Genomic DNA, 12,185 nt, shown 5'->3' with positions numbered 1-12,185 from the left:
CTTAGGTCTTGTCTACCACTCCTACACGCAAGGCAACGCGCCTATACTTGCTGGCATCGTAGGGAACACCTGTGTGCATGACTTGTGAATTATCCCAAAAAACAAGATCGCCTGGCTGCCAAACATGAGCATAAACTGGTGTGCGTTCCAGAACAGTTTCAAATGTTTCCTGCCAAAACTGTTTTGCTAAATCCAATTTATCCTCCATACCAACAACAATTGATGTATCTGAGCCAAGATATAATCCTTTCTTTCCAGATACTTTATGGGTGGAAACAATGGGATGCATTTTCATTGGCACATCCTCTCCTGGCGGATATTTTCTTGGTGGCAAATGGTACATAGACATTTGTTCTAACTGTTGCTGATGCTCAGGATCGAGATTATTATAGGCTTCAATCATACTGAGAAATTCTGTTGTGTGGGGTTGACCATCGATTCCTTCTGGCGGTATTTCGACTCCATAAAGCATTACTACATACAAAGCATTCATATCCATACCTTCTGTTATGGGAAGCAAATCTTTGTCATGATGCCATTGCCAAGCAAACTTGCCGAAAATTTCTTGGCTATTTTTTTGAGGATTTCCTAAAATAGCGACATGTGAACTTTGTAAATTTGCATCGATATTTGGGTCTAGAGGTTTGGGTGGATAATTCAAGCTGAATTGACCAAAAGTTTGGTTAGCAAATTCCTTCAATTCTGATGCAGTTAGATGTTGGTTTCTAACGACAATCACGCCATGCTCCCAAAGCGCGGTTTTCAATTCACGTACTTGTTCGGTTGTCAGTTGCATGAGATTACAACCTTGTAGCACTTCTTTGCCAAGGATAGAATGTTGCTGTACTGTTTTATATTGCATTTGAAAATACTCCGTAATAGCGTTGAAAATCACATTTTCAAGTGTATCTAATCTTCATCATCTCAAAGTGTATTAACTAAATCCATAGTTAACTAGGACTTACGCATTGACAATAAATACCAAATATGAATAAGTCTCAAAACCGCATCTTTCGTAAGGGCACAGCATGGCCTATTTACGTAGTTTACCGCCGTAGGCATCGCACGATAATTAAGAAAAGCCTGAAACAACCTATGCATAGTTAATTCACACCACGATGCATTATCCCAGCAGCCTTCTGAACCAGGCGTGAGAACTAGTCCAGGTTGATGAATTGAGGTTTTTAGATCGCTCATATTTACAAATTAGGTACTGGGAATTCGGAAGAAGATTCGCCAGAGCTATGTTATCGCCATAACGAGTTAAATATAAGCTGCCAAACATAAATTGCAGCTATGTTGGCCGCAAAAACGCGCTTTTTCGTAGACTGAGGCATTGATACATTTTTTATGAAGTGCGTAGGCGTAGACAAACCCAGGCATCGCCACTGTTGATTTTTGTTTCTCCCCTAATTCTCCCCTTTCTATTTTTAAACTACTAAAACTTACTAAAACTAATAACTCTTTACTTCAATTCAGGATTACCCTATGAAATTCTCTATTTTGCTAGATTCTTTACTGCTTGTTGCTTCAATTACTCTGATGCCTGCAATTAGTGCCGCGCAAACAGTTGCAACTAATACTAATCAAGCAATAATCTTACCCGGCAACTTGAGTAGTATTAGTCACATTGAACCTTTCGATCTAGTTGCTTATGCTTACCAAGGCGGTCTTTTGCAACATGGTATTCCCAGCGGAGGAACGCTAGTATTTAAAACTCTAAGTAGTAATATTATTGCAAAAGATTTGGTCATAGCTGCCATAAATGCAAAGAAATTACAACCACAAATTTTGGACGATCAAAACTATCTCAATGCTGTGAGTTCGGAACTGATAGCATTGCCTGATTATGCTGCTGCTGATTGATGATGGTAGATACTCAAATATTTAAATTTTGCCTTGCGAGTAGCCTTGGTGAATCTATTTATCGCAATTATTTTTCAAATTGGTATTATAAAAAAGCCTATTCATAGGTAAAAGATTGACCAAATAATTACTAATTCGTAATTCGTAATTCGTAATTCGTAATTAAATGGGTACAAGCCCCCAGCAAATCTTTGATTTGGTGGTGCAACAATTCAGTGGTGGGTTCAAGCCTCCACTGATTGTAACTACGAATTACGAATTATCAATTACGAATTATATTGACTGCCAAGTTGAGTGTAAAAATTCTTAAAAGAGCTAAGTATTATAGTACCTTTATACTAAGATAGGTAATTGCTTAGTGCGATCGCCAGTCCAATATAAAGCACTATTCAGCGCAGGTGCTATGCCCAAACGCCTCCTTGTGGTAGAATCTCCCGGAAAAGTCAAAAAACTCAGTCAAATCCTGGGTTCAGAATGGATTGTTCGTGCTAGCTGTGGCCATATCCGCGAACTCAGTGATGAAGGTGAAGACTCGTTGGGCTTTAGCATGGATGGCAGTCGGATCAAATGCAATTATATTCCCCGCGACCAACGAGCCAAGGAAACCATTCAGCAATTAAAAGCCGCAGTCAAACAGGTTGATGAAGTTGTCATTGCAACCGACCCAGACCGAGAGGGAGAAACAATCGCTTGGCATATCAAAGAAGTACTGGGATTAAAAGAACCAAAACGAGTAATTTATACAGAAATTACAGCATCAGCAGTTCGAGAAGCGATCGCCAAACCCAGAAAACTAGATTTAAACTTGGTAGGTGCGGGACAATGCCGCGATTGTCTCGATAAACTAGTCGGCTACAAGGGAAGTCCCCTGGTTTGGGCACTAAACAATGGAGCAAAAAGTGTCGGTCGAGTTCAAAGCGCCACATTACACTTGATTTGTCAGCGCGAAAAAGAAATTCAAATATTTGTACCCCAAGACTACTGGAGTGTTTGGGTAGATTACGCCGAAGGATTTCGGGCTTTCTACAAAGGAACGGCGAATTCTGACTCAGAAACACCAGAACAAAAAACTGAAACTGATGATGATGCCGCAGTAAATACTACGCAGGTACCAGAAAGCAAGCGTGTTCTATCTGAAGCAGAAGCAAATAGGTTAGTTGAAGAAGCACGTCGCCATCCTCATCAGGTGATAAAGGTTGAAGGGAAAATAGTTCAGCGTCAACCACCTCCTCCATTCACCACCTCCACCCTCCAACAAGCAGCCGGTTCCAAGCTGAGGTTTTCTCCAGACAAAACCATGCAAGTTGCCCAAAAGCTTTATGAGGCTGGGTTAATTACATATATGCGAACAGATTCGGTGATGTTAAGTCCCGAATTTTGTGCTAGTGCGCGTCAGTGGTTAGAGCAAAATGACCCGCAGAATGTACCCCAGTCCTTAGCCAAACATCGCAGTGCTAAATTGGCTCAGGAAGCACATGAAGCTATCCGCCCAACAGATGTCTTTCGTCCTTCAGCCCAGTTACGAGAAGAGCTGCCAGGTGATGATTTTAACCTGTATGTGATGATTTGGAAACGGGCGATCGCTTCTCAATGTCGTGCAGCCCAACTCCGGAAAACTCAAGTAATCACTCAATCTGGAAATCTGCTATGGCTTTGTCATGGACAGGTAGTTGAGTTTTACGGTTATGCCCGGTACTGGAATAATCTCAGTAAAGATACAGTTATACCGCAGTTGCAACAAGGACAGATACTCACCTTAAAAAATGCACAGCATGAGAAGAAACAGACACAACCCCCGCCTCGATACAGTGAACCGAAACTAGTGCAACTAATGGAACGCAAAGGTATCGGTCGCCCCAGTACCTACGCTCCCACCGTCGCCACCTTGAAGAAGCGGGATTATGTGCAGTTGACAAAGGATCATTTGCAACCAACGGCTTTGGGGTTAGAAGTTGACGCATTCTTACAGAAAGCCTTACCGGATTTACTAGAGGCAGAGTTTACAGCTAAGATGGAGGATGCTCTAGATGCGATCGCAGTTGGCAAACAAGGCTGGCAACAATATTTAAGCACTTGGAATCAAGAATACTTTGCCCCAGCTTTAGCCAAAGCCAAAACTGTAGCCGTGAGTCCTACATCTGGAAACAAAGCTTCACCAGGGCGAGAACGCAAATATGAAACTTCCAAAACTCGCTGCCCTGAATGCAAAAATTTTCTCGCTAAAATTCCCAGCAGCAAAGTCAAAAAGAAATACTTTCTCAAATGTGTTAGCGGTTGTGAAAACATCGTCCTTTTTTGGAGTGACTTTAATAAAACTTGGGAACAACCTCGAAACAAAGTACCCAAGGATGAAAGTATTCCAAAACCTCAAGCTAAGCTAACTTCATACTCTTGCCCAGTATGTAAAAAACCATTAGAAGAATATAGCTACATTAAGGAAGGACAAAACAAAACAATGTTACGGTGTTCTAACCCCCAATCACGTCAGGACAAGAAACATCAGGAAGTGGCTTATTTTTCTACACAAAAAGGCTGGTGGAGTCCTAAATTTGGTGAATTAAATTAACTTGTAGGTTTTTATTGTATCAATTCATATGAATTTGAAAAATGATTGCGACACATGGATTCACTAAACCTACATTCACCAATATAGCAAGGGACTGGGGACTGGGGACTGGGGACTGGGGACTGGGTGAAAAATCTTTTTGTGTCTAGATTTTATCATCTGTTAATGTCCTAACCACCAAGGCTTTTGCTATATTATTCCCAATCCAAAATCTAAAATCTAAAATCCAAAATGCTATGAACTATGGACAAAAACGAACAACAAATTCTCGATTCATGGGCAGTGAATGCCAAACCGTGGACGCGTGTAGTTGGTGACCAACTTCTTGAAAGCCGTGCTTTAGTCACAGACACAGCGATTGTAGAAGCCGTAGTTGAACTTGAACCGCGAACTTTTTTAGACATCGGGTGTGGGGAAGGTTGGTTATGCCGTGAACTGTTCTGTCGCGGGTTTGATGGCTGGGGAGTTGATGGCATTGCCGAGCTTGTTGAATCAGCGCGGTGCCTTGGCGATATCCGCTTTGTTGTGTCTTCCTACTCGGATCTTCCGTCGCAGAAATTTGGCAGCATTAACGAGTTTGACTGCTTCATCTGCAATTTTTCACTGCTTGGGGAAAGCGCTATTGGCGAGATAGCCCAGGCAGGTAAAAGTTTGTTACCGGATAAGGGAAAAATAATCGTTCAAACACTTCATCCTCTGATGGCTTGCGGTGATTTTCCATACTCTGATGGTTGGCGGGAGACTTCTTGGCAAGGAATCGGATTAGAGTCGTTTCATCCTGCTCCCTGGTACTTTAGAACAATTGAATCATGGATTCGTGAGTTTCATCTGAAAAATTATCGTTTGTTGAAATTAATCGAACCCTGTCACCCAAAGACTAAAAAACCAGTCTCAATTTTATTCGTCTTTGAACGACAATAGATTTGTTGCAAAAGTTTTTTAGACGCGATAAATCCGCAGACGCGATAAATCGCGTCTCTACAATAATTGATCGCATTTCCTGGTGTCGGAGCGATCGCACTTTGAAGATAGTTTATGTGATGCGATCGCTGTAAATCTGCAATGCCGAGATTTGGTATTACAATTAGGCAACAATAACGAAATTGGTTTCAGTTAGTGAGAGTCCACTGATTAATTGCGCGAATTGTACTTGAGTAAAGACATCACCGCTACCATCTTGGTCAAAGAATAGTTGACCTATAGTGTTGTCGTAGATAAATCGCTGAGCGTTTGTTGTCGCGCCTGAACCGATGGTAAACTGACTAGCCAAAAGTCCACCTACTACTAACCCACCGCCAAAACCAGCAGATGATACGTGAATATGCTCAACACTCGCGTCGAAGTCCTGAAGATAATCAACGCCTTGATTGTATGTATTAAAGCCAAAGGTATCAGTGCCACCAGACCCATACAAATAATCATTGCCTTTCCCTCCAATTAGGAAATCGTTGCCATCATCCCCGTGTAGCTCATCGTTGTTATTACCCCCCACAATATTGTCATCATAGACTGTGCCATGAATATATAATCGTTCAACATTCTTATAGCTAACCTGATTGTTACCAGCCGTAATCAAACCTTGTTTAGTGATTGGATTAAAGGTCGAGGTGATTGCCGTACTAGCAAGGGAGTAATCGACGGACAAATAATCGTCATCTGTACCCCCATCTACAGTTTGAGTCACTAAGGAAGAGGGAGCAGCAAATGGGGCTTCCAAATAGAAGGAGTCATCGTCATTTCCTCCATTGAGGGTATTGTTGCCAGTGGTATAGCTAGCAAAAAATGCATCGTTGTCAGAGCCGCCGTCTAAAAAGTTTTTCCCAGAAGAAGAAGAAATATTGAAATGATCACCCCCAATTCCTCCCTTGAGAGTGTTGTTGCCAGTGCTGTACTGAGCAGAAAGTGAATCGTTCTCAGAGCCGCCGTCAAAAAGGTTATTCCCAAAAGAAGAATAAACATTGAAATTATCATTCCCAATTCCTCCCTTGAGGGTGTTGTTGCCAGTGGTGTAGGCAGCATTAAATGAATCATTCCCAGAGCCACCGTCTAAGAGGTTTTTCCCAGAAGAATAAGAAATATCGAAATAATCATCCCCAGTTCCTCCTGTAAGGGTGTTATTGCCAGTGGTGTTGTCAGCACTAAATGAATCATTCTCAGAGCCACCGTCAAAAAGGTTATTCCCAGAAGAATAAAAAGCATAGAAAGAATCATTCCCAGTTCCTCCCTTGAAGGTGTTGTTGCCAGTGCTTTTGCCACCATAAAATGAATCAGTTCCAGAACCACCGTCTAAGAGATTTTTCCCAGAAGAATAAGAAATATCCAAAGAATCATACCCACTTCCTCCCTTAAGGGTGTTGTTGCCAGTGGTGTAGGCAGCACTAAATGAATCATTCCCAGAGCCACCATCTAAGAGGTTTTTTCCAGAAGAATCAGAAATATTGAATAAATCGTTACCTAGTTCGCCGTATAAGCTATTATCTCCCTCTCCCCCGGAGAGGTTGTCATTATCCTCACCACCATAGAGTTTGTCGTTTCCAGCTTCCCCAATGAGAATATCGTCTCCCTGAAGACCATAGAGGGTGTCATTACCATCTTTCCCAGAGATGTAATTATTGCCACTATTGCCTGTAATCACATTATTTAGTGCATTCCCATAGCCATTTATGGCTGCCGTCCCGGTTAAGATGAGGTTTTCGACATAGCTACCCAAGGTGTAGTAGGTAATAGAAGACTTAACTGTATCAATACCACCCGCATCGCCACCAAAGCCATCATCTTCACTGACAATATCCCCAATGCTATCAACGATGTAAGTATCGTTACCCCCTTCACCTCTCAACGTATCGTTACCAGTGCCACCATCTAGTAAGTCGTTACCTGCTCCACCACTGAGGAAGTCATCGCCTTCGTAGCCATAGATGATGTCAGCGCTCGCGGTACCGTTGAGGACATCATTAGCGTTAGTACCCTTGAAAGTTGCCATAAGTTCTACCTACTTAAATCAATTGTTTTGGAAACTTGAGATATTAACCTGTCGGTATTACTGTTTTCAGGCACAAAAAATCAGCCGAAAATTGGGTTTTCAGTATAATTTATTGCATATTTATCAAGACTAATTTTTTACTGTAATCACACTTTTAAAATGGTTACAAGCAGTAAACAACTAGTTTGATTACACAGTAAATGAAGTTAATTTAATCACTATAATCTTTGCTAAGTTGAGTGTCACTACTTGAATGATAATTTTTTTACTTTGCCTTACTTGTATATTTATCTATTTTTAAATGAAAATACTCGGTATCCAGCAGTCAGATTTAATATGGATTTTACTGAGAATAGCGGGCTGGGTATGGCTACACCTACGCACTGCTGATAAGCTTGCTCTACAGGCTTTTAAGGCTAGATATATCTATGGGGCGATCGCCTTTTAGAAACCTGAGCCATACTTATTATCAACCATCAAGCCAAGAATTACTGACATCATAAATTACAATGCCCCATGCCTAATCACTATCGATATATTATTTTTTACAAACCCTATGGTGTTCTCAGCCAGTTTACAAAAGAGACTCCCACACATAGCACTCTCAAAGATTATATTGATGTGCCTGATGTCTATCCTGTGGGACGCTTAGATTGGGACAGTGAAGGTTTGCTTTTGTTAACCAACGATGGACAATTGCAACATCGCCTCGCCCATCCGCGTTTTGCTCATCAACGCACTTATTGGGTACAGGTAGAACGAATTCCTGATGCAGAGGCGATAAAAAGGTTGCAAACAGGTGTGGAAATTCAAGATTACCGCACTCAGCCAGCAGAAGTTAGACTGTTACCAGAAGAACCACAGCTACCGGAACGCAACCCGCCAATTAGATTTCGCAAAAATGTAGCAACAGCTTGGCTGGAAATGACTTTGACAGAGGGAAAAAACCGCCAAGTACGGCGCATGACTGCGGCTGTGGGGTTTCCAACTTTGCGATTGGTGAGGGTCAGCATTGCCCACTTACAATTAAATGACCTACAACCTGGTCAATGGCGCGACCTCACTGCATCTGAACTGAAATCTCTGCCTAATTTCAGTAATTGAAGCTCGCGTGACTAGAAGTCACGCGAGCTTCAAAGACTCTATTTTATCATCCTAGTGTGTAAATATAAGCTTGTCTTAACCGCCGTACCATTTCTCGACGTACCTCATTTTGGACGCGGTTACCACGCCGCCAGTGTTCTAATTGAATATTATCAACGTAGAACCTCACAGAAAATTGCATCGCAGCGCCTTGGATATCAGTTAGCTGAACTTGTGGTTCTTTCCAGGCAGTATTAGACTCTTTAAAATTGTCATGTAACCATTCAACAAATTTTATTGAGTAGTCATCTAATCTAGTTTCATCTACTCCAGGATTAGAAATTTTCTGAAATATTTTATTCAGTTTAATTTTCAACAGTTCAATCTTTTGCTCCCATTCATCTGGGAGAATATTTTGGTCTTCAAATACTAGATCGGGGTCTTTTAACCAAGTTTGATACCATTCACGAATCAAGCCAATCAAAGTTGCTTTTCCAGTTTGTTGTTCTTCTAGGCGCGATCGCAGTCGTTTGCCTTTACGTTCTGTAATGACTGCCAGACCAACAATGTTCAATACTTCTAGATAGTTTTTCTGGATACTTCTGAGTTCTTCTGGATTTAATCCCCCCTTTTCTAGCTGCTTAATTTCCATCACGAACCCTTCAAATGCCTCCTCAAGTTTTTGCAGTTGGTTGTTGACATCTTTTTCAACTAATAAACGCAGCCGTCCTGCTTCTTTCTTTGAAAGTTTATCGCCCTCTGCTTCTCTTAATGCAGCAAAACTGTCTAAGCATCCAAGTTTTTCATCGATATCACCTAAGGTATCTGGATGCCCGATGATAATTTCTTGCAAAATATTTGTTGCTACCACTGCATCAGCATCAACTCTGACTGACACTTGAATTGTATAAGCGTAGTGAGTTGTAGGACGACTGAGGTTGACTATATTTTGACCTCCCAACGATGTGTTCGGTACATAAACCTCACAATGCTCGTTAATCAAATATAGTTTTGTTACCCGGATACCAATTTGTTTGATAATTGCAATTGAACCATCCGGCATGGAGATGACATCTCCAAATTTAAAGGGTGTGTCAACTAACAAGACCAACCCGCTGAAAAAATCGCTTAAAATATCTTTGACTGCTAATCCCAAAACTACGGTGATACTACCTATTGCTAAACCAATTCCGCTTAAGTCAACTCCCAGGCTGCTGAAAAACAGAGAGATGCCAATTATATATGTAATTACTGGGATAAAGTTTTGCAGTAGTGGAATTAATACGTCATCCCAAACAGCTTCAGTTTTGCGGGCGTAGTCTTTCAAGTAGGCAACTGCTGCTTCGGTAAATAACAGACTTATCAAGTAAGTCAAAGCAGCAATTAGCAAAGCTGTGAGTCCTTGGCCAATCCAATCGATGATTCCTCCTGAACCTAATTGGAACAGCGATATTTTGAGACTCAAAAACAGAAAAATTGCGATCGCCGGAATTTGTGAAATCGCAAGAATTAGCAGACCTGTATCTTTTTCTGTGCGCCTCAGAAACGATCGCAGTATATAGAAGAGTAATATATAAATGACAAAGCAAACAATTACAGATGCACCAAATGTATATAAGAAAGCAGTGATTTGTGCTGCCGTCGGGAAAGTCGGTGGCGCCGGTGCTACGGGCGCTTTTGATGTAGATTCTGCCGCTTGGGCAATGAGGGTATAAATCATTTGCTATTTACCTCAAATCTTCTAATGTAAAACTTTTGGTGCTGGATTTGGGATTGCAGGAAAAATCTCAAATCCAAAATTGAATGACTCCGGAATTCTATCTGGTTAAAAAAGAGTAGTAAATTAATCTTCAGCAGTTTCAACACGACTGGGAATGACAATTCCTTCCCGCAGCAGGACATGTGTAAAAATCTTGCGAAGAATGCGCTGGATTTGCAGATGTTTTCCTGGTTTGACTTTCGTCAATGTCCGCAGCAACAAGTTAGATTCACCAAGACTTTCCACTCCATCCACCTGTGTACCTTCGAGTACATCTGGATAGTCTGCTTTTAACTGCTGTCCCACCTCCTCAATCACTTTGTAGACATCAACTAAGTTGGAATCATAAGGGACACCAATTTCTACTACTGCAAAGATATATTGTTTGGAGTAATTAGTAATTGAGCCAATATTCCCATTCTGAATAATCTGTAATTGACCATTGGGATGTCTCACACGAGTGGTTCTCAGTTCAATTGCCTCGACAATACCTTCGACAATTCTTTCTTCACTTTTTCCAGCTTCAATATAGTCACCCACTAAGTAGTAGTTTTCAAACAGAATAAAGAAGCCGCAGACGATATCGTTAATCAGTGTTTGTGCCCCTAAACCCACAGCTATGCCGACAATACCCGCACCTGCAAGTATGGGAGTTGGATCGATTTTGACGGTGTAGAGAATGGAAATGATCGCGCCGAAGTAAATTAAATATTGTAAAAAACTACGGAACAGAGGAACCAGGGTCAGGCGTCTACTTCTTTGAATATCAGTCAGATTCTGGTTTTTGAACAGCACCTCTTCAATAAATAAGTAGATGACCTCAAACAACGCCCGACTAACGAAGATAATGGCGATGATTTTGATAATTCGCTCGCCAAAAACTGCGACATTGGCGATTAACTGTACCTGCTGAATTACCAATGTCGCCATGCAGACATAAATTACAAATTCCAGACACCGCTTTAAAAAGGGTATCAGGTGCCTGAGGCGATCGTAGAATCTCAGCAGGTTATCAGGGCTAGAGTATCTGATGCTCAAAGCATCTAGGCTATCAACTACCGCCGCCACTGCTTTGAGTATCAGCAACCCGACGGCAATAATTAGATAAATCCGCAGCGCGATGTACAAATATTGCGAAACTACAGGGGGTAATTTCAGAAACTCCGCACACAAAATTGCAGCCCACAGCCAAATTCCGCCACTGACTCTTTGATTAAGGGCGCGGAAGAAAGCATCAATACTTTCATCGTCAGCAGTACTTCTTTGTAAGTTCTTGGCGCGAATCTTAGCTATTTTCAGCCAATAGTTGATGAATTTCAGCGCGATCGCCGCTAAAATCAAAATGCCAATACTTTTAGCAACGCCAATTCCTAGAGTTCTCCAAAACTCTAATGGAATACGGCGAATCAGGTTTAGTGTGTATTGTTGAAGGTTTTCGCCACGATAAACTAAATAACCATTGGCACCTATAATCCCAACACACGACACCAAACAAACAACTAACAACAACCCTGTGATGTTCCGCCGCAGGGTTTTGATGCTCCTATCCTCATTCTTAAATATAGACGACTTAATGAGCAGCTTGAATGCCTTGTTTACAAGCCAGTTGATTAATAAAAAAACAAAAATTATCAGGCTGACTTCACCAAGAATTATTAATATGTTCATATTGGAGCATAAATAAAATTTAAATAATTTTACAGAACATCAAAACACATAGATGTTAATTATTTCATATAAGCATAATTTGTCAACTGTTTAGCATTAGAACTCAACTTTACTGAATTTCATCTGTGTAGATAGACCCGGATCACCCTAGACATCACCTACTAATATTGGATGTCTGCAATACCAGATTAGCTAAGATAATATTTTTTCTGTGGAGAATAAATATATAAGGTTTAGGAGTTTATGATTAGCCTAACAAC

The 12,185-nt window shown here is 41.1% G+C and carries 10 protein-coding genes; 6 read left to right on the top strand and 4 right to left on the bottom strand.

The genetic code is table 11. From position 1 onward, the window contains the following. Position 1 precedes the first annotated feature (1 nt). Positions 2-862, bottom strand: a complete 861-nt coding sequence (locus IQ276_RS28365) for a TauD/TfdA dioxygenase family protein (RefSeq protein WP_193919502.1) — start codon at positions 860-862, stop codon at positions 2-4. Positions 863-1,488: 626 nt separating this feature from the next. Here IQ276_RS28365 and IQ276_RS28360 point away from each other — a divergent pair. The 4 genes from IQ276_RS28360 to IQ276_RS40380 all read left to right on the top strand — a co-directional run bounded on the left by IQ276_RS28360 (position 1,489) and on the right by IQ276_RS40380 (position 5,487). After that, positions 1,489-1,866: a hypothetical protein gene (locus tag IQ276_RS28360; protein ID WP_190876457.1), complete on the top strand. Its 378-nt coding sequence runs from the start codon at positions 1,489-1,491 to the stop codon at positions 1,864-1,866. A gap of 403 nt (positions 1,867-2,269) precedes the next feature. After that, positions 2,270-4,432 (top strand): type I DNA topoisomerase, encoded by a 2,163-nt coding sequence (gene topA / locus IQ276_RS28355; RefSeq protein ID WP_235116049.1) that lies wholly within the window; start codon positions 2,270-2,272, stop codon positions 4,430-4,432. Positions 4,433-4,675: 243 nt separating this feature from the next. Further along, the gene (locus IQ276_RS28350) at positions 4,676-5,353 is read left to right on the top strand and encodes a class I SAM-dependent methyltransferase (RefSeq protein ID WP_193920385.1); all 678 of its coding nucleotides are present in this window, start codon (positions 4,676-4,678) and stop codon (positions 5,351-5,353) included. A gap of 2 nt (positions 5,354-5,355) precedes the next feature. Next, a complete protein-coding gene (locus IQ276_RS40380; RefSeq protein ID WP_255264356.1) occupies positions 5,356-5,487 on the top strand; it encodes a hypothetical protein in 132 nt (43 codons plus the stop codon). A gap of 29 nt (positions 5,488-5,516) precedes the next feature. On the opposite strand, the gene IQ276_RS28345 is transcribed toward IQ276_RS40380, so the two are convergent. Continuing rightward, the gene (locus IQ276_RS28345; protein WP_193920387.1) at positions 5,517-7,415 is read right to left on the bottom strand and encodes a calcium-binding protein; all 1,899 of its coding nucleotides are present in this window, start codon (positions 7,413-7,415) and stop codon (positions 5,517-5,519) included. Between the two features lie 301 nt (positions 7,416-7,716). Here IQ276_RS28345 and IQ276_RS28340 point away from each other — a divergent pair, with 301 nt between their 5' ends. Together IQ276_RS28340 and IQ276_RS28335 are read left to right on the top strand one after the other, a co-directional pair. Beyond that, entirely contained in the window at positions 7,717-7,863 is a 147-nt protein-coding gene (locus IQ276_RS28340; protein ID WP_193920389.1) for a hypothetical protein, read from the top strand. A 68-nt stretch (positions 7,864-7,931) separates the two neighbouring features. Further along, the gene (locus tag IQ276_RS28335; protein WP_193920391.1) at positions 7,932-8,519 is read left to right on the top strand and encodes an rRNA large subunit pseudouridine synthase E; all 588 of its coding nucleotides are present in this window, start codon (positions 7,932-7,934) and stop codon (positions 8,517-8,519) included. 46 nt (positions 8,520-8,565) lie between these two features. Here the strand turns inward: IQ276_RS28335 and IQ276_RS28330 are convergent, their stop codons facing one another. Both IQ276_RS28330 and IQ276_RS28325 read right to left on the bottom strand, forming a co-directional pair. After that, complete coding sequence (locus IQ276_RS28330; protein WP_193920393.1) at positions 8,566-10,218, bottom strand: mechanosensitive ion channel family protein; 1,653 nt, start codon at positions 10,216-10,218, stop codon at positions 8,566-8,568. Between the two features lie 123 nt (positions 10,219-10,341). Then, positions 10,342-11,925, bottom strand: coding sequence for a mechanosensitive ion channel family protein (locus IQ276_RS28325; RefSeq protein WP_193920395.1), 1,584 nt, complete (start codon positions 11,923-11,925; stop codon positions 10,342-10,344). Positions 11,926-12,185 lie beyond the last annotated feature (260 nt).

The sequence above is a fragment of the Desmonostoc muscorum LEGE 12446 genome, from assembly GCF_015207005.2.
In the GTDB taxonomy this organism is placed as follows: domain Bacteria; phylum Cyanobacteriota; class Cyanobacteriia; order Cyanobacteriales; family Nostocaceae; genus Nostoc; species Nostoc muscorum.
The sequence above is the reverse complement of the archived record's forward strand: the minus strand, read 5'-3'. Positions and strand labels throughout refer to the sequence as shown.

What these genes read in the sequence shown, in the direction of transcription:
- IQ276_RS28365 (WP_193919502.1), bottom strand. Translation starts at nt 862, where the DNA reads ATGCAATATAAAACAGTACAGCAACATTCTATCCTTGGCAAAGAAGTG.
- IQ276_RS28360 (WP_190876457.1), top strand. Translation starts at nt 1,489, where the DNA reads ATGAAATTCTCTATTTTGCTAGATTCTTTACTGCTTGTTGCTTCAATT.
- topA (WP_235116049.1), top strand. Translation starts at nt 2,270, where the DNA reads ATGCCCAAACGCCTCCTTGTGGTAGAATCTCCCGGAAAAGTCAAAAAA.
- IQ276_RS28350 (WP_193920385.1), top strand. Translation starts at nt 4,676, where the DNA reads ATGGACAAAAACGAACAACAAATTCTCGATTCATGGGCAGTGAATGCC.
- IQ276_RS28345 (WP_193920387.1), bottom strand. Translation starts at nt 7,415, where the DNA reads ATGGCAACTTTCAAGGGTACTAACGCTAATGATGTCCTCAACGGTACC.
- IQ276_RS28340 (WP_193920389.1), top strand. Translation starts at nt 7,717, where the DNA reads ATGAAAATACTCGGTATCCAGCAGTCAGATTTAATATGGATTTTACTG.
- IQ276_RS28335 (WP_193920391.1), top strand. Translation starts at nt 7,932, where the DNA reads ATGCCTAATCACTATCGATATATTATTTTTTACAAACCCTATGGTGTT.
- IQ276_RS28330 (WP_193920393.1), bottom strand. Translation starts at nt 10,218, where the DNA reads ATGATTTATACCCTCATTGCCCAAGCGGCAGAATCTACATCAAAAGCG.
- IQ276_RS28325 (WP_193920395.1), bottom strand. Translation starts at nt 11,925, where the DNA reads ATGAACATATTAATAATTCTTGGTGAAGTCAGCCTGATAATTTTTGTT.